The organism is Geodermatophilus sp. SYSU D00705 (assembly GCF_054050135.1).
The window spans coordinates 1-22,014 of sequence record NZ_JBJGYT010000019.1 but is presented as its reverse complement, the minus strand read 5'-3'; the positions used below and the strand labels follow the sequence as shown (position 1 = coordinate 22,014).

Below are 22,014 nucleotides of genomic sequence, written 5' to 3'. Positions count from 1 at the left end.
GTCAGATCCCGACCTTCTCCGCCTCGTCCACCGGCACCGGCAGCCGCGCGGACTCGGAGAAGTCGATCGCCGCCTGCACGAACGCCGCGAACAGCGGGTGCGGCCGGGTCGGGCGGCTCTTGAGCTCGGGGTGGGCCTGGGTGCCGACGAAGAACGGGTGGGTCCCCCGCGGCAGCTCGGCGAACTCCACCAGCAGCCCGTCGGGCGAGGTGCCGGAGAACACCAGGCCGGCGTCGGTCAGCCGGTCGCGGTAGGCGTTGGCCACCTCGTAGCGGTGCCGGTGGCGCTCGGTGATCTCGGTGCTGCCGTAGGCCTCGGCCACCACCGAGCCCTTCTGCAGGGCGGCCGGGTAGCTGCCCAGCCGCATCGTGCCGCCCATGTCCCGCTGCCCGGCGACGACGTCCACCTGGCTGGCCATGGTGGCGATGACCGCGTCGGGGGTCTCGGGGTCGAACTCGGCGGAGTTGGCCTCCTCGAGCCCGGCCAGGTTGCGCGCCGCCTCGATGACCATGCACTGCAGGCCCAGGCACAGCCCCAGCAGCGGGACGCCGTTGACGCGGGCGTACCGGATGGCGCCGAGCTTGCCGTCGATGCCGCGGACGCCGAACCCACCGGGGATGCATACGCCGTCGACGCCGGCCAGGGCGTGCGCGGCGCCCTCCGGGGTCTGGCAGTCGTCGGAGGGCACCCAGCGGATCTCCACCCGGCTGCGGTGGGCGAACCCGCCGGCCCGCAGCGCCTCGGTGACCGACAGGTAGGCGTCGGGCAGGTCGATGTACTTGCCGACCAGCGCGATCGTCACCGTCTGCTTCGGCGCGTGCACCCGGTCGAGCAGGTCGCCCCACACGGTCCAGTCGACGTCCCGGAACGGCAGCCCCAGCCGGCGGACGACGTAGGCGTCCAGGCCCTCGCGGTGCAGCACCTTCGGGATGTCGTAGATCGACGGCGCGTCGGGGCAGGAGATGACCCCCTCGGCGTCGACGTCGCACATCAGGCTGATCTTGCGCTTGAGCCCGGTGCCGATCTCCCGGTCCGACCGGCAGACCAGCGCGTCGGGCTGGATGCCGATGCTGCGCAGCGCGGCCACCGAGTGCTGGGTCGGCTTGGTCTTGAGCTCGCCCGACGGCGCGATGTAGGGCACCAGCGAGATGTGCAGGAAGAAGCAGTTGTCCCGGCCGATCTCGTGCCGCACCTGGCGGGCCGCCTCGAGGAAGGGCAGCGACTCGATGTCACCGACGGTGCCGCCGATCTCGGTGATGACGACGTCCACGCGCTCGGCCGACTCGGCGCCGGCCAGGATCCGGGCCTTGATCTCGTTGGTGATGTGCGGGATGACCTGCACGGTGTCGCCGAGGTACTCGCCGCGGCGCTCCTTGGCGATCACGTCGGAGTACACCTGGCCGGTGGTGACGTTGGCCCGCCCGGTGAGGTCGGTGTCGAGGAAGCGCTCGTAGTGGCCGATGTCCAGGTCGGTCTCGGCGCCGTCCTCGGTGACGAACACCTCGCCGTGCTGGAAGGGGTTCATCGTGCCGGGGTCGACGTTGAGGTAGGGGTCCAGCTTCTGCATGGTCACCCGCAGACCACGGCTGGACAGCAAGGCCCCGAGGGAGCTGGCCGTCAGGCCCTTGCCGAGAGAGGAGACAACTCCACCGGTGACGAAGACGAACTTCGTCGGCTGGGAGTTGTGGAGGAGACCCTTAGCCCCGTAGTCATGGTCACGCGTTCCAGACGGTCGATCCACGGGAGACGACCGTAACACGGTCGGGCCCGGCGACCGGGTCGGGACCGGGAGTGCCGTCGGCCACCTCGGCCCCCTCGCGGCCGCTGGTGCGCGGTGCCGCGGCCAGCCAGACCAGCAGGGGCACCAGCAGGGACGCCGCGGTCGCCGGCAGCGCCACGCCCGAGTCGTTGACCGCCGCGCCGACGGCCAGGCTCAGCGCGGTCGCCAGCAGGCCGGCCCGGAGCGTGGCGAGGTCGTCGGCGGCCAGCAGGTCGGGGCGCCCGCGCAGCAGACCGGGGCCGCGCAGGGGCGCCGGCAGCAGGCCCTGCACCCACCCGCCCCGCCGTCCCCCGGCCGGGCGGACCAGCCACACCGCCGCCACCAGGGCCACCGGCAGCATCCAGGCCAGCGGGCTGCCGAGGAGGATGCCGAGGTTGGCCTCGGCCTTGCGGCTGACGACGGTCCACGCCTCGCCAGTGAGCACCTGCTCCACGAAGCGGCCCAGGTGACTGCGGTCGGCGGCGGGCCGCAGCCAGTCGGCGACCGCCAGGCTGCCGACCGCGACCACCGCCAGCGCCAGCACCGCGGCCAACCGGGTCAGCGTCACGCGGGTGCGGGTGAGCAGCATGGCCAGCAGCAGGAACCCCGGCAGCGCGGCGAGGACGCCGCCGAAGTCGCGGCCCAGTGCGGGCGTGCCGATGACCGCCACGACCGCTACCCCGGCCGCGAGCACCGTGCCGCCCACGACCGCGCGGGACCGGGACGCCGGGGCCCGCCGCCCCGCGGCCGCCGCCGCGAAGGCGGTCAGCAGCAGCGCACTGACCGCCAGCAGGCCGAAGGTGAGGTTGCCGTACCCGGTGAAGCGCCCGGCGACGATCGCGTCGTAACCGAGCAGGCCGCCCAGCTCCAGGTGCGAGCCGGTGAGCACGTCGCCGACCAGGGCGGCCAGCGTGATCGCGAGCACCGCCGCCGGCGGGCCGAGGCGGGCGGTGCGCCACGGGCCGAGCGCGGCTCCCACCGTGACCGCCGCGGCGGTCAGCAGGACCGATGCGGCCAGCGCCAGTCGCGGCGCCCCGGTGTCCTCCCAGGGCAGCAGGCCGGCCAGGTGGGTGGCCACGGGCAGGGCCGCGGCGCCGAGCGCGACCGGGCGGACCGCCCCGCGCAGCCACTCCCCCGCCCGGCGCGGCGCGCGACCCCGGCGCCGGCCCCCGGCCACCAGCAGCCCGAGCCCGACGACGGCAGCGTCCACCGCGACCAGGCCCCAGAAGAACGCGCCGGTGCTGCGGTAGTGGACCGCGGCGGTGGTGTTGGCCCGGTCGAGGACGCCGACTGCCTCCGCCAGGGGCGGCCGCTCACCGGCGACCCGCAGCGGCTGGCCGTTCATCGACGCCGGGACGTCGAGGCCGAGCGCGGTGAGCACGGTCGGCGCGACGTCGATCAACTGGGTGTACGGGGCCCGGCCGGTGCTCGCCGAGTCCAGCCACCCGGCCTCCTCGAACCCCGGCCCGGAGGCGATCCCGACGTGCAGCTGCGGACGGCCGTCGTTGACCTCCGACACGCCCTGCAGGAGCAGCAGGGTCTCCCCCGGTGCGGCGTCCACGGCGGCGGCCAGCCGGCCCACGGCGGCGTCGATCTCGCCGACGGCGGTGGCCCGCGGCCGGGGTTCGGTGCCGGTGTCGCTGCTCTCCAGGTCGGCCTCACCGGCGTCCACCAGCGGGTCGAGGGAGACCAGCGTGAGGGGGCAGCCGGCGAGCAGCTCGGCCACCTGCGCGGGGTCGGCGGGCAGCCGCTCCCGCTGGGTGAGCGCGACGCCGGGCGCGGCAGCGGCGAGCGCGGGAGCGCGGCCGACGACGGTGGCGCAGCCGACCGCGGCGCCGAGCGCGGCCGGCTCGGCCCCGAAGCGGGCGGTGGCCGGGTCGGCGGCCACCGCGGCCACCGCCGAGTACGGGTCGGCCAGGCCGGCCGCCGCCAGCCGCTCCTGCAGTCCGCAGTGCGACAGCGACGGCGCGGCCGGGGGCACGGCGGGCGCCTGCTCCTCCTCCGGGAGGGCGTCGTCGGCCGGCGCGGCGCCGGGGTCGGCCGGCTCGCCGTCGGTGCCGGGCGCCTCCCCGGGCAGGGGCACGGTGGGCAGCGGGACCGGCGGGATCGACTCGTCCGGCGCGGGGAAGCGGGCCCGGTTGCCGGCGCCGAGGGTGGCCCAGCCGTCGAGCAGGCAGCTGGTGGCGCGGGCGGCGCGCACCGAGACGGCGCTGATGGGGGCCTCGTCGGCCAGCGCCCACAGGTTCGGGGTGGCGTCGGGGTCCAGGTCGCTCCAGACCAGGCCGGGCACGCCGACGACGAGGACGCGGTCGGCTCCCGCGGGCGCCGCGGCGGCCGTCGTCGCGCCGCCGGCGAGCAGCACGGTGAGGACCACGGCCAGCAGGGCGGCGGCCCGGCGGACCGGGGTCATCGGGCGCCGGCCCCCGGGGGTCCGAGCAGCTCCCGGTAGACGGCGACCAGCTGGCGGGCGGTGGCCGCCTCGTCGGGCCAGGTGGCCGCCTGGCGGGTGCCGGCCTCGGCGAGCCGCCGGGCACGGTCGGCGTCGGTCAGCAGGCCGGTGACCGCCTCGGCCAGCGCCGCGGCGTCCCCCACCGGGACGAGCTCGGCGGCGTCCCCGAGCAGCTCGGGCAGCCCGCCGGTGCGGGTGGCCACCAGCGGCGTGCCGGAGCGCAGCGCCTCCTGGGCGGTCAGCGACCGGGCCTCCCAGCGCGAGGGCAGCACCACCAGGTCGGCGGCGGCGAGCAGGTCGGCGACGTCGGCGCGGCGGCCGAGCAGGGTGACCGGCAGCCGCTCGGCGGCGATGCGGGCGGCCAGCTCCCCCTGCAGCGGCCCGTCGCCGGCGACGGCGACCAGCGGCGGCGCGGGCAGGCGGGCGTCGGCGGACCAGCGGGCGGCCGCGTCGAGCAGGACGTCGTAACCCTTCTGCGGGTGCAGCCGGCCCACGGCCACGACCAGCGGGCGCCCGTCGACGAGACCGAGGTCCGCGCGCACGTCGGCGGCGGGCCGGCCCGGCGGGGGCAGCGGCGGCGCCGACACCGGGGCCACCCGCACGTCGCGGGCGCCCTGCCGCCAGGCGTTCTCGGCGAGGTCGCCGGAGGCGGCCAGGACGAGGTCGGCGCCCCGGATGGTGGTCCCCTCGGCGGCGCGGAGGACCCGGCGCAGCGGGCCGCCGCCGTCGGGCAGGGCGTTGTGCAGGGTGAGCACCAGGGGCCGGCGCCGGTCGCCGAGCCGGCGGGCCGCGGCGGCCACCAGGCCGGCGCGCAGGCCGTGGGCGTGCACGAGGTCGGTGCCGGCGGTGGCGCGGCGCAGCGCGGCGACGGCGCGGGCGTCGGCGGCCGGGGCCAGGCCCGCGGAGATGCCGACGGGGCTGAACTCCGCGCCGGTCGCGGTGAAGCCGAACAGCTGCTCGGTGGCGGCCGGCCCGCAGACCGCGACGTCCGCGCCGGCGGCCAGCAGCGGGGGCAGCACCGCCCGCACGTGGGTGCCCACGCCGCCGGTGCTCGTGGCGAGCACCTCGGCCACCCGGCGGCCCTGCAGCGGCAGCGGGTCAGTCACCGTTGCACCTCCCGGTCCGACGTCCGCAGCCCCCGCACGGCCGCCCGCAGCGGGCCGCGCGCCGTGACCATCATGACCGCCGCCACGACCGCGAGCGCCACCGCCGCGGCGAGCACGCCGGCGCCCACCACCGACACCAGGCTCCCCCGGGGCACGGGGTCGGCGTCCAGCGCGCGGGCGGTGAGCAGCCCGGCGGCCGCGCCGAGACCGGCGGCGAGCAGCGCGGGCAGCCCGGTGCGCGGCACCCCGGCCAGCGCGGCGGGCCCCGCCACCCGGGCGACGACGGCCAGCAGCGCCAGCCCGGCGACGGTGACCCCGAGCGTGTGCCCGGCGGCCAGCGCCGCGCCGCGGTCGGCCGGCGGCAGCACCCCGGCGAGGACGACGTCGGCGGCGACCGCGAGCAGCCAGCCGCCCAGCACGCACACCGTGGGGGCCTTCCACAGGCCGCGGGCGTACAGGGCGCGGCTGAGCAGCGCGACCAGCCCGTAGCCGGCCAGCCCGGGGGCGAAGGCGACGATCGTGTCCCGCAGGGCCCCGACCGTCGCCGGCGGCTCCCCCGCGAGGAAGACCCGCGCCATCGGCCCGGCCACGGCCACCAGCACCGCGACGGCGGCCAGCGAGGCGACCAGGACCAGGGCGGCGGCCGGGGCGAGGGCCCGCCGGTAGCCGGCCTCGTCGCCCACCTCGGCGCGCTCGGCCAGCCCGGGGTACGCCGAGGTGGCCAGCGGCACCGCCAGCGCCGCCCACGGCACCAGGAAGAGGGTCAGCCCGGCGACGTAGACGACCTGGGTGCCGTCGGGGGCGCCGGCGTTGGCCAGCCGGATGGCGACCACGGCCACCAGCTGCTGGCCGGCGAGGGTGAGCACGCCGGCCACCGCGAGCCGCCGCACCCGCGGAGCCGCGCCGACCGGGAAGCGCAGCGACGGCCGCAGCCCGAGCCCCAGCGGGCGCAGGGCCGGCAGCAGGCTGAGGGTCAGGGCCACCACGCCGAGCGTCGTCCCCACGGAGAGGACCAGCTCCGCCGGCGTCGTCAGGCCGTCCGCCGACCGGCTGCCCCCGATGGCGGCGAAGGTCAGGTACGCCCCCGCGACCACGACGCTGGACAGCAGCGGCGCCAGGGCGGGGGCGGCGAAGCGGCGGTGGGCCTGCAGGACGCCGGTCAGCACGATGCCGATGCCGTAGAGGACCACCTGCGGGGCGAACACGAGCAGGAACCGCGCGGCGAGGTCGACCTGCGCCTCGTCGTCGGAGCCGAGCAGCAGCCGCGCGATCGGCTCGGCGAGGACGGCCAGCAGCACGGCCAGCGGGGTCAGGACCAGCAGGCTCCAGCCCAGCAGCGCCGAGGCGGTGCGCCGGACCTGCTCGCGGTCCCCGGTGGCGATGCCCCCGGCGAGCATGGGGACGACGAGGCCGGCCAGCGCGCCGCCGGCCACGACCTCGAACACGATGTTGGGGACGTTGTTGGCCGCGAGGTAGGTGTCACCGGTGCTCTCGGCGCCGACGGTGTTGGTGAACACCAGCGTCCGGGCGAAACCGGCCAGCCGCGCCAGCACGGTGAGGACGGCGATGAGGGCGGCGGCGCCGGCGACCCCGCGGAGGACCTGCCGACGCGTCATGCGCGACGGCGGCCGAGCCGGTCCAGTTCCCGCAGGCCCGGCGTGGCCTCGATGACCTCCGTGAAGCTCACCTTCTCGCTGGCCAGGGTGAGTGCGACGACCGCGGCCAGCAGGCCGGCGCGGGCGGGACGCCCCGGGATGGCGGCCAGCCGCAGCCCGAGCAGGGCGCCCACGGAGTTGGCACCGCAGTCGCCGAGCATGACCCGCTCGCCGAGGTCGGCGGGCAGGACGGCCAGGGCGGCTCCCAGCGGGCCCGCGACCAGCCCGCCGGCGCGACCGCCCAGGCCCGCGGCCGCCGCCAGGCTCGCGGCCTTGGCGGCGCGGCCGGGGCGCAGGTCGAGCAGGTTCACCAGGTTCGCGGTGCCGGCCACCAGGCCGGTGGTGAGGACGGCGTCGGCCAGCGCCACCGGGCCGCGCCCGCGCCGCGTCAGCAGCGCCGAGGCCGCGGCGGCCGCGCCGATGCCGGCGACCTTGACCGCGCCGGCCGACACCCGCCCGGCGCGCAGGGCGGCCAGGTGCCCGGCGAGGCCCTTGTCGCGGGCCTGCTCGGGACGGGCCCCGGCGAGGTCGTCGTAGGCCCCGACCAGCCCGGAGGCGGTGCCGGCCAGCAGCGCCGCGGCGCGGGTGCCCGCGGGCGCCCCGGCCGCCGCGGTGGCGGTGGCGGCGACCGCCAGCGCGGGTCCGCCGAGCAGGGTGACCGGGCGGCCGGCGTAGTTGGTGCGGCGCCACGGCGCCCCGGCCGGGCGGGCGGTGACAGCGGCGGCTCCGGCCAGCGCCACCCGGGCCGCGGCCGCGCCGCCCAGCGCCAGCAGCGCCGTCCGCCGGGCGCCGTCGGACCGGCGGGTCACGGGGTGGCGGCGGGGACCGGGGGCACCGGCTGGGTGTCCTCGCCCGTGCCGTACTTGCCGGAGGTGCCCTCGCCCTCCCGCCCCAGGGCCAGCACGGTGCTGATCCGCCCGGCGGAGGCCACGACGTTGTCGACGGTGGACACCGCGGCGGAGAACCCGGGGTCGGCGCGGATGACGCCGACCAGGCCGGTGTCCCGCGCGCTGGCGGCGTCGCCGGAGACGACCGCACCCGAGCCGGCGGCGTCCAGCGCGACGGCCAGGTCGACCAGGGTGCCCGTGCGGTCCTCGGCCTCGTCGTCGGCGAAGGCGCCGGCGGTCAGGACGACGGCGAAGTCGGCCGGGGTCACCGACGGCGACTCCTGGGTGAGGACCTCCAGCGCGGACAGGCCCGCGAGGACCGAGGAGAGCGCGGCGGTGTCCGGTGCCGGCGCGCCCCCGGCCGGCCGCATGAGGACCTGCGCCAGCAGCGACCCGACCAGCTGACCGGTGTCGTCGGTCTCCGGGAGGGTCAGGCCGGTGGGCAGGCCGGGGCCGGTCACGTAGCTCTGCAGGCTGGCGGCCGTCGCGGGGTCGCTGTACTCCGGCTGCAGGCGGAGGGTGCCGGTGACCGCGCCGCCGGCCTGGCCGACCAGCGTGGCGACCTCCTCGACGGTCTCGGCCTCGACCTCCTCGCTGGTCACCACGAGCACGACGCTGCGGCCGCCGAGGCTGCCGGCGACCAGCGCGGGGGCGACGGCGTCCTCGAAGGCGTCGCCGGTGTCCAGCTGGGCCTGCAGCTCGCGGGACTGGTCCTCCAGCGACCGCTTGTCCGCGGCCAGCGCGTCGACCTGGCTCTCGAGGTCGCTGAGGATCGGCTGGTTGAGCGCGGTGGTGCCGATGACGATCCCGAGCGCCACGGCCAGGAACACCGCGATCAGCGAGACCAGGTGGTAGCGGAAGTCGATCACGAGAAGAGGTTCTCCAGCCAGAACACGAAGCTGTTCCATTGGTCGAGCAGCAGCTCGAAGTAGACGCGGCCGGCCGCGGACACCGCGAGGGCCGACCCGATGGCCACGAAGGCGGCCAGCACCAGCACGACCAGGGTCAGCGTCGAGATGCGGCTGCGGTACAGCCGGCTCACGCCCTTGGCGTCGACCAGCTTGCCGCCCAGCCGCAGCCGGGTGAGGAAGGTCGAGGCCATGCCGCCGCGGCCCTTGTCGAGGAACTCCACGAGGGTGGCGTGCGTGCCGACGGCGACGATGAGCTTGGCGCCCTTCTCGTCGGCCAGCAGCATCGCGATGTCCTCGCTGGTGGCCGCGGCGGGGAAGGTGATGGCGTCGACGCCGAGGTCCTGCACGCGGGCCAGCCCCGGCGCGCGGCCGTCGGCGTAGGCGTGGACGACGACCTCGGCGCCGCAGCGCAGGACGTCGTCGCTCACCGAGTCCATGTCGCCGATGATCATGTCCGGCTGGTAGCCGGCCTCCTTGAGCGCGTCGGCGCCGCCGTCGACACCGATGAGGACCGGCCGGTAGTCGCGGATGTAGGGCCGCAGCGCCTGGAGGTCCTCCTTGTAGTCGTACCCACGGACGACCACGAGCGCGTGCCGGCCCTCGATGGGCGTGACGACGTCGGGGACGCCCACGCCGTCGAGCAGCAGCGCCCGCTCGCGCTTCATGTACTCCATCGTGTTGGTGGCGAAGGCCTCCAACTGGACCGACAGCCCGGCCCTGGCCTCGGCCATCGCCTCGGCGATCGTCTCCGGGGTCTGCTCGGTGCCCTTGGCGAGGACGGTGCCGTCGTCCAGCAGCAGCCGGTCGCCGTCCACGCGGACCTGGGCACCCTCCTTGACCGCGGAGAGCACCTCCTTCCCGACGTTGTCCACCAGGGGGATGCCGGCGTTGGTGAGGATCTCCGGGCCCAGGTTCGGGTAGCGGCCGGAGATGCTGGCCGAGGCGTTGACGACGGCGGCCACCCTGCAGGCGACGAGGGAGTCCGCGCTCACGCGGTCGATGTCGACGTGGTCGATGACGGCGACGTCGCCGGGGCGCAGGCGCTTGGTGAGGTTCTTGGTCCGGCGGTCCAGCCGCACGGTGCCGGTCACTCCCGGTGCCGACTCCGGTGCCCGGCCACGACGGAGGGAGCCGATGCGCATGGCCTACACCCTCCCACGGGCGCTCCGGCACGCCGTCGTCCGACGCGCAGGGGCAACCGTTCCGTCACGTTACGTGAGCGACACCACGGGGCGCGCGACACGCCGGGCGCGGTGCCGCGACGGGACCCGCCGGAGGGTCCAGGTCGGCTGGCTAGCCTTGCGTGGGTGACACGAGCGGCGCACACGGTCGGCCGGACCTCCGAGGACGACGTGCTGGTGGACGGCGCGCCCTCCCCCGACGCGGAGGCCGCGGCCGAGGCCGGCGAGGACGCCCCGGTCCCCGTCGAGGACGACGACGCCACGCCGCCCCCGCTGCCCGGGGTCACCGTGCCCGCTCCCCCGGCCTCGGCGGCGGCCGCCCCGGCCGACCCCGCGCGGGGCGGGCGCCGCAGCCGGCGCGCGCTGCGCGGGCCGGGACTGCGCGAGCGCCGCCGCCAGCAGACCCGGGCGACCATCGTGGACGCCGCCGCCGAACTGTTCGCCGAGCGCGGCTTCGACGCGGTCAGCGTCGTGGAGATCGCCCAGCGCGCCGGCGTGGTGGAGAAGACGGTGTTCAACCACTTCCCGGTCAAGGAGGGCCTGGTCTTCGAGGCCGACCCGCCGATGCGGGCCGCCCTGCTCGACGCGGTGCGCACCCGGCCGGCCGGGGAGTCGGTGACGGCGGCAGCCGGCACCTTCGTCGTCCGGGCCATGAGCGGGCTGGGCGCGCCCGAGGCGGCGGCCGGCGTGGCGGAGATGGCGCGGATCATCCGCGGCAGCCACACGCTGCAGGTCCGCGAGCGGGAGATCCTGGGCGAGCTGACCGCGGCACTGGCCGAGCTGATCGCCGAGGAGACCCGCCCCGAGCCCGGCGAGCTCGCCCCGTGGCTGGCCGCCCACTCGGTGCTGGGCCTCTACGCGGCGCTGCTCGAGCTGGCCCGCGACCGGGTGCTCGCCGGGGTCACCGGCCCGGAGCTCACCGCGGAGCTGCGGGCCCGCGGCGAGCGCGGGCTGGCCCTCCTGCAGTTCGGTCTGGCCGGGTACGCCAAGCGGCGGTGAGACGGCGGTCCCCGTGACCGGTCCGCACTGCGGTCCTCGGGACCGCACCGCGGCCGGGTGCCGTCCCGTGCGGCGCGGAACCCCACCCGGCTCTCGTCGAGGGAGCCTCCGGCCCCACTCCCCGCCCCGCGTCGCCGGGCGGCTCGCCGTCCCGAACGCGGTCAGGTGCCGGCGCCGGCTGTCCGGGTCCGCCCCGCCGTTGCCCTGTGCCGGGTCAGACCGGGATCTGCAGGGCCCGGAGCAGCTGGGTGGAGCGGTCGCCGGGGATGTGGGGGTCCTGGGTGAACAGGGCGACGGCGACCATGTACTCGTCGTCCCCCGCCCAGCCGCGGCCCTCGGCGCACATCCGCCGGATGTGGTCGCGGACCTTGGGCTCGGAGCTGTAGGGCCCGTAGTCCAGGCCCATGGCCAGGAAGTTGGCCACCCGGTAGCCGAGGTCGCCGGCAGTGGCCACGGTGCTGCCCGGGTCGGAGTAGCTGGGCACGGCCACCACGACGTTGCGGTAGCCGGCCTTGAGCAGCTGCAGCACCAGGTCGTTGCCGTGCACCCCGCCCCACAGCTCCGGCATGAGGATGTCGCGGTCGGGTGCAGGGATGTAGGGCGGGTTGGCGATCACCGTGGACACGGCGGGCGACCCGGCGGAGTCCGCGCCGTCGAAGAAGTCGCCGAGCTCCACGGTGTAGCGGTCGCCCACACCGCGCGCGGCGATGTTCTCCCGGGCCCTCTCGACCGACGGGGCGCTGATGTCGAAGCTGCGCACCCGCAGCTCCGGCAGCCCGGCGACGACGTCGGCGATGGCGGTGGCGTCGCCGGTGCCGAGCTCGACCACGCCCTCCTCCGCCCAGCCGAGCTGATCGCGGTAGTGCTGCAGCAGCATGCAGACGGAGAACCCGTAGTGCGCCGACTCGTCGGCGGAGGAGAAGCAGCTCACCGGGCGGACCCGCCGCTCCGGCGGGTCCCGGGGTGGTCGACACTGACCAGGCATCGGTTGCGCACGATCGACCCCTACCCCGGCCGGAGCGCCGCCACTCCTGCCGTCCCCCGGCCGGGTCCACGGCCGGAACGACGATCACCCGGCCGGGTGCAGCCCGCCGGGGGCCCTGCTCAGGTCGCCGCGCGGGCCGCCGCGGCCACGGCGAGCAGTTCGCGGGCGTGCGCCTGACCGGTGTCGCTGTCGGTGAGCCCGGACAGCATCCGGGCCAGCTCCCGCACCCGGTCCTCGCCGTCCACGCCGCGGATGTCGGTGGCCGTGACGCCCGCGCCGGTGTCCGGCGACTTGTCGACGACGAGGTGGGTGTCGGCGAACGCGGCGACCTGGGCCAGGTGCGTGACGACGACGACCTGGTGCTGGCGGGCCAGCCGGGCCAGCCGCCGGCCGATCTCGCCGGCCGCCTGACCGCCGACGCCGGCGTCGACCTCGTCGAAGACCATCACCGGCACGGGGTCGGCACCCGCGAACACCACCTCGATCGCGAGCATGACGCGGGAGAGCTCACCGCCCGAGGCGCCCTTGTGCACCGGCCGCGGCGGGGCGCCGGGGTGCGCGGCCATGAGCAGCGCGACCTCGTCGAGGCCCTCGGGGCCGGGGGCGTCCGGGTCGGTGTCGATCGAGAAGGAGACGCGGGCGCTCTTCATCGCCAGGCCGGCCAGCTCCCGGCCCACCTCCGCGGCGAACCCGTCGGCGGCCGCGCGGCGCCCCGCCGAGACCTGGGCGCCGAGGTCGGCGAGCTCCGCGCGCGCGGTGTCGCGGGCGGCCTCCAGCGCCTCGAGCGCCTCGTCGGAGACGTCGAGCTCGGCCAGCCGGCCCCGGGCGTCCTCGGCCCACGCTAGGACGCCGTGCACGCCCTCCCCGACGTCGGCGTACTTCCGCACCAGCGCGGTGAGCGCGGCACGGCGGTCCAGGACCTCGGCCAGGCGCGCGGGGTCGGCGTCGAGGTCGGCCACGTAGGTGGCCAGCTGACCGGAGACGTCGGAGACCACGGCGACGGCGTCGGCGAGGTCCTTGGCCAGCAGCACCAGCGTGGGGTCGTCGGAGGCAGCCAGGGCACGCTCGGCGATGGCCAGCGCAGCGGTGGCGTCCTGCGGGAGGTCGTCGGCGCCGAGGTCACCGGTCACGTCGCCCACCAGCGCCATCCGGGCCTCGTCGGCGGCGGCGCGCAGCGCGTCGGCGTCGCTGAGCCGCCGCGCCTGCGCGTCGAGCTCCTCGTCCTCCCCTGGCTGCGGGCCGACCGCCTCGATCTCCTCCAGCCCGTGCCGCAGCACGTCGGCGGCCTGCGCCAGCTCCCGCGCCTGGCCGCGGCGCCGGTCCAGGTCGGCCGCCAGCTCCCGCCAGTGGGCGTAGGCGACCCGGTAGCGGTCGAGCAGCTCCAGGTGCGCCGGGCCGGCGTACCGGTCCAGCGCGCGCCGCTGCTCGGCGGGGCGGGACAGCCGCAGCTGGTCGCTCTGCCCGTGCACCGCCAGCAGCCCCTCGGCCAACTCGGCGACCACGCCCACCGGCACGCTGCGCCCGCCGAGGTGCGCCCGCGACCGGCCCTCGGCGCTGACCGTGCGGGCGAGGATGAGGCTGCCGTCGTCGTCCGGGTCGGCACCGGCGTCGGCGGCCCGCTCCCACACCGGCGAGTCCGCGGGCAGCGCCAACCGCCCCTCGACCCCAGCGCGGCCGTTGGCGCGCACCCGTCCGGGGTCGGCGCGCCCGCCGAAGAGCAGGGTCAGCCCGGTGACGACCATCGTCTTGCCGGCCCCGGTCTCGCCGGTGACCACCGTCAGCCCGTCCCCGAGCTCGAGGGTGACGTCGTCGATGGCGCCGAGCCCGCGGATGCGCAGCTCGGTCAGCCGGCCACGCCGACCTGCCGCCGGCGCGCCCTCCCCCTCCGCCGGACCGGCGCCCGGAGCCGTCCGGCCGGCGTCCTCGGGTCCGGAGTCGCCCGCCGGGACCGGCGCCGGCTTCCGGCGGGGTTCACGCGTCGTCGTCCGTGCCGCCACCGCGGCCCTCCTCCCGGGTGTCCCCGCCGACGATGCCGCGGGTCAGGACGTTGCGGGTGGGGGTCAGCTCGTGGCCCGGGTCGTGCGTGCGCGCGTCGCGGAAGCCGCGCACGGGCAGGCCGAACTTGGCCACCAGCCGGTCGCCGAAGGTCGCCTTGTGCACGCGGGCGATCCGGACCGGCCGGGCGGCCCGCCGCACGTCGACCCGGCCGCCCTCGGGCACCTCGAGCACCCGGCGCCCGTCGGCGGAGACCCGCGCCCGGTTTCCGTCGGCGGGGATGGCCACGCTCAGCACGGAGTCCGGTGAGGTGACCAGCGGCCGGGAGAACAGCGCGTGGGCGTTGGACGGCACCACGAGCATCGCCTCGACGTCGGGCCAGACCACGGGTCCGCCGGCCGAGAAGGCGTAGGCGGTCGACCCGGTCGGCGTGGAGAAGAGGATGCCGTCGCACCCGAAGCTGGTCAGCGGCCGGCCGTCGATGGCGAGGACGACGTCGAGTACCCGGGAGCGCTCCATCTTCTCCACCGACGCCTCGTTGAGCGCCCAGGTACCGCCCACCACCGCGCCGGTGCCGTCCAGCACGTCGACCTCGATGGCCAGCCGCTTCTCCACCGAGTACTCGCAGCGCTCGATCGCGGTGAGGGTCTCCTCGACCGCCTCCGGCTCGGTCTCGGCGAGGAAGCCGACGCGGCCGAGGTTGACCCCCATCAGCGCGGCGTTGCTGTGGTGGGCCAGCTCGGCGGCGCGCAGGAACGTGCCGTCGCCGCCGAAGACCATGACGATCTCGGCGCCGCGGGCGGCCTCGGCGTCGGCGGCGACCACGTGCGCGCCCTCGATGCCGAGGTCGGTCGCCTCCTCCTCCAGCAGTCGCACGGTGATGCCGGCCTTGGCCAGGCGGGCGGCCGAGCTGCGGGCCAGCTCCACGATGTCCTGCCGGCCGGTGTGCACGGTGAGCAGGACGTGCCTGCTCCCGCTGGGCGCCCACAGTGCGGGACTGACCTCGCTCACGCTTCCTCCTCGGTGGCGCCGGTGGGCGGGCTGGGCCGCCGGTTCACGATGGTCCTTCCTCGACGGCACGGCGCACGTCGTCCTCCCGTGGTGGACCGGCGTCCCGGCGCAGCCACAGGAAGAACTCGACGTTGCCGGCCGGGCCGGGCAGCGGGCTGGCGACCACGCCGGCGGTGCCCCACCCGAGCTCGGCCGCCGCGCGGGCGACCTCGAGGACGGCGTCCTGCCGGTGGGCCGGGTCGCGCACCACGCCGCCGGCGCCCAGCCGTTCCCGGCCCACCTCGAACTGCGGCTTGACCATGGGCAGGAGGTCGGCGGCAGCGGTGGCGCAGGCGGTGAGCGCGGGCAGCACCAGGCGCAGGGAGATGAAGGACAGGTCGGCGACGACGAGGTCCACCGGCCCGCCGATCTGCTCCGGTGTCAGCGACCGCACGTTGGTCCGCTCGAGCACCGTGACCCGCTCGTCGGTGCGCAGCGACCACGCCAGCTCGCCGTAGCCGACGTCGACGGCCACGACCTCCCGGGCGCCGCCGCGCAGCAGCACCTCGGTGAAGCCGCCGGTCGAGGCGCCGGCGTCGAGCGCGCGCCGGCCCTCGACCGGCACCGGGAACGCCTCGAGCGCTCCCAGCAGCTTGTGCGCCCCGCGGGACACCCAGCTCGGTGCGTCGGGGTCGGAACGGACGACGACGGGGGTGTTCGGGTCCACCGCCGTGGCGGGCTTGGTGGCCGCGCGGCCGGAGACGGCCACCCGGCCCTCGTTGATCAGCGCGACGGCGTGCTCGCGGGACCGGGCCAGCCCGCGGCGCACGAGCTCCGCGTCGAGCCGGCTGCGGCGGACCATCAGAGCTGGTCGATCGTGGCGAGCTCGCGCTGCAGCCGGGCGTGCTCGGCCTCGAAGACGGCCACGTGCTCGGCCAGGGGCCGCTCAGCCAGGTCGGCGAAGGCCCCGCCCCCGGCCTCCTCCGCCGCCGGGCTCCCGGACCCGGGCTCGACCTCGGCCGGGGCCGGGGCTCCTGCCACGGCGGCCGGGCCGGGGACCGGCGCCGGACGCGGGCCGGGGCGCGGCGGACCGGGAACCGGTCGCGGTCGGCTCGGCTCGGTCATCGCTCGCCTCTCGGATGGGTGTGTGTGTGCGGTGCGCTGCTGCGCCACGGCGCCGGACGGCCCCCGGTGGCCGGTGCCGACCGCGGGTGCGTCCCGGCCCGCGAGGTTACCGGCCGGGGACGACGGGCACGGGTCGTGGACGGGCGGATAGCGTTCGCCCGCCAGGTCCCCTCGCGCGATGGAGGCACGCCCGCGTGGCCACGATGGAGCAGTGCATGACCGCCCTCAAGGGCATCCTCGGTGACCTCGCGGCCAACCCGGCCGCGGATGGCCTCGACCGCAGCTTGTCCTGCCGGCTGCCCGACCTCGGGCAGATCGTCCGCGGCCGGCTGTCCCGCGGCGCGGTCCACGAACTGCGGGCCGAGCCGGAGGACCAGTCCCTGGAGAAGGCCGACATCCGGCTGACGATGACCAGCGACGACCTGCTCGCCCTCACCGACGGCCAGCTCTCCTTCGCCCCGGCGTGGGCCACGGGGCGGGTGAAGCTCGAGGCCGGGCTGCGGGACATGCTGCGGCTGCGCAAGATGCTCTGAGCCCGGTCCGGTCCGCCACCCCGGTCGCCCGGTCACGGGAGCCCGCCCGGGAACCAGCGCGCCAGTGCGGCGGCGGAGGCCTCGTCGGACGCCTGCACGTTCGGGGGCGCGGCGCCGTCGGCGTGCAGCGCCCAGTGCGCGACGCACAGTGCCCGCAACCCGTCGAGTCCGTCCCCGCCGTCCGCCCCCTGCGTGGCGCAGGCCAGCTCCAGGCGCCCGCCCTCCCCGACCGGCCGGGCCACCCAGCCGCCGCACCGCCAGCCCCCTCCGGCCCCGACGACCGGCGGGTGGGCCGAGAGGACCGCGGCGGCATCGGTCCCCAGCAGGTCCGGCCGCTGCATCGGAGGGGCGGCGAGCAGGCCCGCCGGATCGGTGACGCCGCTGAAGACCAGCAGGCTGGCCGCCCCCGCGCGCCGTCCCCCTTCGATGTCGGTGTCGAGGCGGTCGCCGACGACCAGCGGACGCCGGGCCACCGTCCGGCGCACGCACTCGGCGTGCATGGCCGGGTCCGGCTTCCCGGTGACCAGCGGGGGCCGGCCGGTGACCGCGCTGACGACGCCGACCATCGCGCCGTTGCCGGGCAGCGGCCCGCGCGGTGAGGGGATGGTGGCGTCGGTGTTGGTGGCCACGTGCTCGGCGCCGTTGCGGACCGCGACGACGGCCTCGGCCAGCTGCGCCCAGCCCACCTCCCGGCCGTACCCCTGGACGACGGCCACGGGCTCGTCCTCGGCCCGCTCCACGACGGTCAGCCCGGCGGCCAGCAGCGCGGCGGCCACCCCGGGACCGCCGACGGGGAGCACCCGCGCGCCGGGGCCCAGCCGCTCGGCCACGACGGACGCGGCTGCCTGGGAGCTGGTGATCACGTCGCCGGGACCCGCCGGTATGCCGAGGTCGGACAGGTGCCGGGCGACGTCCTCCGGCGTGCGCGCGGCGTTGTTGGTGACGAAGCCCAGGCGCATGCCCTCGTCGCGGGCGCGGGCCAGCGCGGCGGGCACCCCGGGCACGGCGTCGGGGCCGACGTAGACGACCCCGTCGAGGTCGAGCAGCGCCACGTCGAAGACCGTGGTGGGCGGCTGCGGGCAGCCGGCCGCCAGCGACGGCGGGAGGCCGCTCACGCCGTCCCCCGGGTCCGGCGGGCCCGGACCCCGCGCAGCGCTCGCGTGTAGTGACCGAGGTCGGGACGCATCGCGACGGCGAGGGCGAGGTGCTCGGCCGCCAGCTCGAGGTCACCGGCCCGGCTGGCCGCCAGTCCGAGCCCGAACTGGGCGTAGTCGTCGGTGGGGTTGCGCGTGATCAGCTCACCGAACGTGCCGATCGCCTCCTCGTACCGCCCGGCGTCGTACTGCGCCCGCGCCAGCGCCTCCAGCAGGCTGCGGGAGTCCGGCTCGGCCTCGACCGCCCGGCCCAGCAGCGTCGCCGCAGCCGCCGGGTCCCGGTTGGCCAGCAACTGCAGTCCGCGCTGGTACCAGTCGTAGACGTCGCCCTCGGGAGCCCCCACGTCCGCCACGCCCGCCCCCTCGGTCCCGCTGCCCGCCGCGGGCCCACGCACCGCCGGCCCCTCGCCGGGACCGGCCGGGACGACACACCCGGACAGCACGCTCCTACGATTCCCCTCGTGCCCTCGTCGTCGGCGGACGCTCCGCCCCCCACAGCGACGGGGCTCGAGGTCCGGCCCTTCCGCGCCCTGACCTACCGGCGACGTGACCCCGGGCATCTGGCCCGGGTGAGCTCGCCAGCCTACGACCTGGTGACCGCGGAGGGGCGGGAACGGCTGGCCGCGGCCGACCCGCACAACGTGGTCCGGCTCATCCTCCCCCACGTGCCGCCGGTACCCGGTGGCACCGGGGACGACGCCGCCACCCGGTCGGCGGAGCAGGCCGCCCGGACCCTCCGCGACTGGGAGGCCGGCGGCGTCCTCAGCCGGGACGCCACCCCGGCCCTGTGGGTCTACGAGATGTGCCCGACTGACGGCACCCCGGCCACGGTCGGGTGGCTGGCAGCGGTGGTGCTGCCGGCTCCCGGTTCCCGGGCGGTGCTGCCGCACGAGGACACCTACCCGGTGGCGGTCGAGGGCCGCCGCGCGCTCCTCGCGGCCACCGGCACCGACCTGGAGCCGATCGTGCTCGCCCACGACCCCGATCCCGACGTCCCGGTACTCACCGACGCCGCGCGCGCGGCCGAGCCGGACCTGGTCGTCGCCGATGCCGACGGTGTCGCACACCGGCTGTGGCGGGTGACCGACCCGGACCTCGTGGCGCGGCTGACCACGGCGCTGAGCCGCACCGGAGCGGTCATCGCCGACGGCCACCACCGGTTCGCCGCGGCACAGGCCCACGCGCGCAACCGGCCCGGTGACCCGGGCGCGCACGCCGTGCTGGCCCTGCTCACGCCCATGGGACCGGGCGGGCTGCGGGTGCACGCCATCCACCGTGTGCTGCCCGACCTGCCCCTCGACGCGGCGCTCGCCGCCGCGCGGCGCGGCTTCTCCGTGACCGACGTCCGGACCGCTCCGTCCGACGACCTCGCCGCGGCGGTGCGGCAGTGGCTCACCGACCCGGCCGAGCACGGACTCCTGCTCAGCGACGGCACCCGGCTGGTCCGGCTGGCCGACCCGTCGGCGCAGGTGCGCGCCGCCGTGCCGTCCGAGGCACCGCCCGCCTGGCGCCGTCTGGACGTCGTCCTGGCCCACCACGGTCTCGTCCAGGGGCTGTGGGGCCGGCCCGACGACCCGGGCTCGGTGCTGGTGGCGCACACGGTGGAGGAGGCACTCGCCGGTGCGGCGGCCCGGCACGGCGTCGCCGTCCTCCTGCGCGGACCGTCGCCCGCCGACGTCGCGGCGGTGGCCCGGGCGGGTGCGCGCATGCCGCGCAAGTCCACCCTGTTCGTGCCGAAGCCGCGCACCGGACTGGTGCTGCGCCCGCACACCGACTGACCGGGTCATGCCGTCGCGACCGCGGCTCCCGACGCGCGGGGGACCTTCCGGCCGCGCCGGCAGTTGACCTCGCACACCGATGCCGTGCCGGTGGGGGTGCGCCAGAAGCGGCGCTGCAGCGCGCCCTCCACCTCCACGACGTCGCCGGCCTCCCAGGCGGCCGCCCGGCGCTGCAGGCCCCGGTCGTAGGTGACACAGGTGAGGACGTCGACGGTCTGGCCCCGCTCCCGGGGCTCGGGCCGGCGGACCACCAGCCGGAAGGTGACCAGCGTGTCGCCGCTGGGCAGGGATCTCAGCTCCGCTGGGGCGGAGAGCCGCCCGCGGAGCACCACGTCGTTCCGGTCGATGACTGCCACGCTCATGACGGCAGCCTCACCGCCGGACGGTCCCCGTCCCAGCCCCGCGGCCGGTCTGTGGACGCGGAGCGCAGGTGTGGACGGGGACCGTCGCGGTGTCGGTGCTCAGCGCTGGGGGTCGTCCCCCGGCGGGTCGATCTCGCCCAGCAGCTCGGCGACCTCGGCCTCGATGTCCTCGGACAGGTCGAGCTCGTCCTCGTCAGCCGCAGCCGACTCGTCGTCCGACGGCGCCGGGGTCTCCCCAACGACGGCCGGTTCCTCCACCGCGGCCGCCTCGGGACCGCGCTCGGGGTCCACCTCGTCGGCAGGGCCCTCGTGCACGAGCTCGGGCAGCTCCTCCTCGGAGAACTCGACGTCGGGCTCCTCGGGGGCGTGCGCGGCGATCGCCTCCGCCCACTCCGCGGCCTGGGCCTCGACACCGGCCGCGGCGAGCAGCTCCGCGTAGGCCTCGGCCAGCCGCAGCGTGGCAGGGTCGGTGAGGTCGACGGAGTCCGGACGCGGCCGGCCGCCGAGCGCGGCTTCCAGGACCAGCCGAGCAGCGGGGAGCTCGCCGAGATCCTGGCGCGCTCCAGCCTCGACCAGTCGCAGTTCGACGGTCTCGTCCGCGTCCGGGCCCTCGGCCAGCGCCTCGCGCACGAGGCGCAGCGCGACCTCGGGGCGCCCGACGGCGCGCTCGCAGTCGGCGAGGACGGCGCGGTACCCCTCGTCGCCGGTCATGCGCCGGTAGGCACGCAGCTCGCGCGCCGCCTCGGCGTAGTCGCCGGCGTGGTACGCCGCGACGCCCACGGCCTCCCGGACGACGGCGATCCGCGAGGCGCGGTCCCGTGCCGCGCGGGCGTGCGCGAGTGCCTCCTCCGGCTGCTCGTCGACGAGCGTGCCGGCGGCCACGAGGTGCCGGGCGACCCGCTCGGCGTTGCGTGACTCGAGCCCGCGCAGGGCCTGCCGGACCCTCGGGTCGAGGTCCCGGGCGTCGGCCCAGTCGGGCAGGGCGGGACCAGCGGGCAGCGGCGGCGTCCGCTCCTGGGCCCCTGCCGGAGCGCGACGGCTGTCCGGCCGCCCACGGCGGTCGTCGCCCGGACGGCGGTCCCGCCACTCACCGCGGCCGCCACCGCCGGCGGCACGCTGGGGACGGCGCTCCTGCCAGCCGCCGGAGCGCTCCGGACGGTCGCCCCGCCCACCGGCCGTCCCCTGGGGACGGGACGGGCGGGAGGCGTCACCGGAGGGACGCTGGGGCCGATCCGAGCGCGGAGCATCGCCCGCGGGACGCCGGGGGCGGTCGGACCACTGGGGACGTTCCCCGCGCGGGCGGTCGGACTCTGGACGGCGGTCACGCCAGTCGCCCCGGGCCGCGTCGGGACGCTGTGCCCGATCCCGCTCCGGACGGCGGTCCTGCCACTCACCCCGCGTCCCGGCCGGACGCTGCGGCCGCCCGCCCTCGGGACGCCGCTCCTGCCAGTCCCCGCGCGTGCCGGCGGGACGCTGCGGACGCCCACCCTCGGGACGCCGGTCCTGCCACTCACCCCGCGTCCCGGCCGGACGCTGCGGACGCCCACCTTCGGGACGCCCACCGCGACCACGGTCGTCGGGACGACGGTCCCGCCAGTCGCCACGCTGCGGGCGGTCCCCGGGCGCGCCGCCCGATCGATCCCCGGAAGCGCGGTCGCGCCAGTGCCCCCGGTCCTGGCCGCCGCGCTCGTCCGCGGGACGACGGCCCTGCCAGTCGGCGCGGCGGGGGCCGGCGGATCCACCCCCGCTGGGGCGCCGCGCCTGCCAGGAGTCCTGGCCCCGGGATGCGGCGCCACGCTGGCCACCACCGGCTCCCTGGGCACGGGGCGATCCGCCGCTCCGACCGCCTCGGGAACTGCCCTGTCCGTCGGCACCGCCGGCGCCTCGACGCGGTGAAGTCATGGTGATGTGCCTACCTCGATGATCGGTCCGGCACGCACAGGTGCTGGCGGGAATTGGGCCGGACGCACGAGAACGGGGGTCAGAGCACGTGGCTCTGACCCCCGTTCCGTGAATGGTTGTCCGGCGGCGTCCTACTCTCCCACCCCGTCTCCGGGGCAGTACCATCGGCGCTGAGAGGCTTAGCTTCCGGGTTCGGAATGAGACCGGGCGTTTCCCTCTCGCCATGGCCGCCGTAACGCTGTG

Annotated in this window: 19 protein-coding genes and 1 rRNA gene; 3 read left to right on the top strand and 17 right to left on the bottom strand. The window is 77.2% G+C overall.

What is annotated here, in order from left to right; translation table 11 throughout:
- Window position 1: 1 nt before the first annotated feature.
- From ACI78Q_RS15415 to steA, 7 genes are read right to left on the bottom strand one after another with little or no spacing between them, the layout of a single operon-like run.
- Window positions 2–1,741: a CTP synthase gene (locus ACI78Q_RS15415; protein ID WP_456924282.1), complete on the bottom strand. Its 1,740-nt coding sequence runs from the start codon at window positions 1,739–1,741 to the stop codon at window positions 2–4.
- A complete protein-coding gene (locus tag ACI78Q_RS15410; protein WP_456924281.1) occupies window positions 1,716–4,169 on the bottom strand; it encodes a hypothetical protein in 2,454 nt (817 codons plus the stop codon). Before ACI78Q_RS15410 ends, ACI78Q_RS15415 begins: the two co-directional genes overlap by 26 nt.
- Entirely contained in the window at window positions 4,166–5,314 is a 1,149-nt protein-coding gene (locus ACI78Q_RS15405; protein WP_456924280.1) for a glycosyltransferase family 4 protein, read from the bottom strand. Before ACI78Q_RS15405 ends, ACI78Q_RS15410 begins: the two co-directional genes overlap by 4 nt.
- Window positions 5,311–6,930: a murein biosynthesis integral membrane protein MurJ gene (gene murJ / locus ACI78Q_RS15400; protein ID WP_456924279.1), complete on the bottom strand. Its 1,620-nt coding sequence runs from the start codon at window positions 6,928–6,930 to the stop codon at window positions 5,311–5,313. The genes ACI78Q_RS15405 and murJ overlap by 4 nt, the downstream gene beginning before the upstream one ends.
- Entirely contained in the window at window positions 6,927–7,778 is an 852-nt protein-coding gene (locus tag ACI78Q_RS15395) for a hypothetical protein (protein WP_456924278.1), read from the bottom strand. Before ACI78Q_RS15395 ends, murJ begins: the two co-directional genes overlap by 4 nt.
- Window positions 7,775–8,725, bottom strand: coding sequence for a copper transporter (locus ACI78Q_RS15390; protein ID WP_456924277.1), 951 nt, complete (start codon window positions 8,723–8,725; stop codon window positions 7,775–7,777). The genes ACI78Q_RS15395 and ACI78Q_RS15390 overlap by 4 nt, the downstream gene beginning before the upstream one ends.
- Complete coding sequence (gene steA / locus ACI78Q_RS15385; protein WP_456924276.1) at window positions 8,722–9,858, bottom strand: putative cytokinetic ring protein SteA; 1,137 nt, start codon at window positions 9,856–9,858, stop codon at window positions 8,722–8,724. The genes ACI78Q_RS15390 and steA overlap by 4 nt, the downstream gene beginning before the upstream one ends.
- 216 nt (window positions 9,859–10,074) lie before the next feature.
- Between steA and ACI78Q_RS15380 the strand changes: the two genes are divergently transcribed.
- On the top strand, window positions 10,075–10,947 hold the full coding sequence (locus ACI78Q_RS15380) for a TetR/AcrR family transcriptional regulator (protein ID WP_456924275.1): 873 nt from the start codon (window positions 10,075–10,077) through the stop codon (window positions 10,945–10,947).
- Between the two features lie 214 nt (window positions 10,948–11,161).
- On the opposite strand, the gene ACI78Q_RS15375 is transcribed toward ACI78Q_RS15380, so the two are convergent.
- The 5 genes from ACI78Q_RS15375 to ACI78Q_RS15355 all read right to left on the bottom strand — a co-directional run bounded on the left by ACI78Q_RS15375 (window position 11,162) and on the right by ACI78Q_RS15355 (window position 15,958).
- The gene (locus tag ACI78Q_RS15375) at window positions 11,162–11,878 is read right to left on the bottom strand and encodes a methylase (protein ID WP_456924274.1); all 717 of its coding nucleotides are present in this window, start codon (window positions 11,876–11,878) and stop codon (window positions 11,162–11,164) included.
- A 173-nt stretch (window positions 11,879–12,051) separates the two neighbouring features.
- The gene (gene recN, locus ACI78Q_RS15370) at window positions 12,052–13,929 is read right to left on the bottom strand and encodes a DNA repair protein RecN (protein ID WP_456924273.1); all 1,878 of its coding nucleotides are present in this window, start codon (window positions 13,927–13,929) and stop codon (window positions 12,052–12,054) included.
- Window positions 13,904–14,938 (bottom strand): NAD kinase, encoded by a 1,035-nt coding sequence (locus ACI78Q_RS15365; protein ID WP_456924272.1) that lies wholly within the window; start codon window positions 14,936–14,938, stop codon window positions 13,904–13,906. The genes recN and ACI78Q_RS15365 overlap by 26 nt, the downstream gene beginning before the upstream one ends.
- A gap of 43 nt (window positions 14,939–14,981) precedes the next feature.
- Window positions 14,982–15,779: a TlyA family RNA methyltransferase gene (locus tag ACI78Q_RS15360; RefSeq protein WP_456924271.1), complete on the bottom strand. Its 798-nt coding sequence runs from the start codon at window positions 15,777–15,779 to the stop codon at window positions 14,982–14,984.
- Window positions 15,779–15,958, bottom strand: coding sequence for a hypothetical protein (locus ACI78Q_RS15355; protein WP_456924270.1), 180 nt, complete (start codon window positions 15,956–15,958; stop codon window positions 15,779–15,781). Before ACI78Q_RS15355 ends, ACI78Q_RS15360 begins: the two co-directional genes overlap by 1 nt.
- Window positions 15,959–16,257: 299 nt before the next feature.
- On the opposite strand from ACI78Q_RS15355, the gene ACI78Q_RS15350 reads away from it, so the two are divergent.
- Window positions 16,258–16,575 (top strand): alkyl sulfatase C-terminal domain-containing protein, encoded by a 318-nt coding sequence (locus tag ACI78Q_RS15350; RefSeq protein ID WP_456924269.1) that lies wholly within the window; start codon window positions 16,258–16,260, stop codon window positions 16,573–16,575.
- Between the two features lie 32 nt (window positions 16,576–16,607).
- Here the strand turns inward: ACI78Q_RS15350 and ACI78Q_RS15345 are convergent, their stop codons facing one another.
- Entirely contained in the window at window positions 16,608–17,690 is a 1,083-nt protein-coding gene (locus ACI78Q_RS15345; RefSeq protein WP_456924268.1) for an HAD-IIA family hydrolase, read from the bottom strand.
- Window positions 17,687–18,082, bottom strand: coding sequence for a tetratricopeptide repeat protein (locus ACI78Q_RS15340; protein ID WP_456924267.1), 396 nt, complete (start codon window positions 18,080–18,082; stop codon window positions 17,687–17,689). The genes ACI78Q_RS15345 and ACI78Q_RS15340 overlap by 4 nt, the downstream gene beginning before the upstream one ends.
- Window positions 18,083–18,298: 216 nt before the next feature.
- On the opposite strand from ACI78Q_RS15340, the gene ACI78Q_RS15335 reads away from it, so the two are divergent.
- On the top strand, window positions 18,299–19,507 hold the full coding sequence (locus ACI78Q_RS15335; RefSeq protein ID WP_456924266.1) for a DUF1015 domain-containing protein: 1,209 nt from the start codon (window positions 18,299–18,301) through the stop codon (window positions 19,505–19,507).
- 5 nt (window positions 19,508–19,512) lie between these two features.
- Here the strand turns inward: ACI78Q_RS15335 and ACI78Q_RS15330 are convergent, their stop codons facing one another.
- The 3 genes from ACI78Q_RS15330 to rrf form a co-directional block, all read right to left on the bottom strand.
- On the bottom strand, window positions 19,513–19,869 hold the full coding sequence (locus ACI78Q_RS15330; protein WP_456924265.1) for a single-stranded DNA-binding protein: 357 nt from the start codon (window positions 19,867–19,869) through the stop codon (window positions 19,513–19,515).
- Between the two features lie 99 nt (window positions 19,870–19,968).
- Complete coding sequence (locus ACI78Q_RS15325; protein ID WP_456924264.1) at window positions 19,969–20,751, bottom strand: tetratricopeptide repeat protein; 783 nt, start codon at window positions 20,749–20,751, stop codon at window positions 19,969–19,971.
- Window positions 20,752–21,889: 1,138 nt separating this feature from the next.
- A 5S ribosomal RNA gene (gene rrf, locus ACI78Q_RS15320) occupies window positions 21,890–22,006 on the bottom strand.
- Window positions 22,007–22,014 lie beyond the last annotated feature (8 nt).

Coding starts and splice junctions, on each gene's coding strand:
- ACI78Q_RS15410 (WP_456924281.1), bottom strand. CDS start 4,169: ATGACCCCGGTCCGCCGGGCCGCCGCCCTGCTGGCCGTGGTCCTCACC.
- murJ (WP_456924279.1), bottom strand. CDS start 6,930: ATGACGCGTCGGCAGGTCCTCCGCGGGGTCGCCGGCGCCGCCGCCCTC.
- ACI78Q_RS15360 (WP_456924271.1), bottom strand. CDS start 15,779: ATGGTCCGCCGCAGCCGGCTCGACGCGGAGCTCGTGCGCCGCGGGCTG.
- ACI78Q_RS15350 (WP_456924269.1), top strand. CDS start 16,258: ATGACCGCCCTCAAGGGCATCCTCGGTGACCTCGCGGCCAACCCGGCC.
- ACI78Q_RS15330 (WP_456924265.1), bottom strand. CDS start 19,869: ATGAGCGTGGCAGTCATCGACCGGAACGACGTGGTGCTCCGCGGGCGG.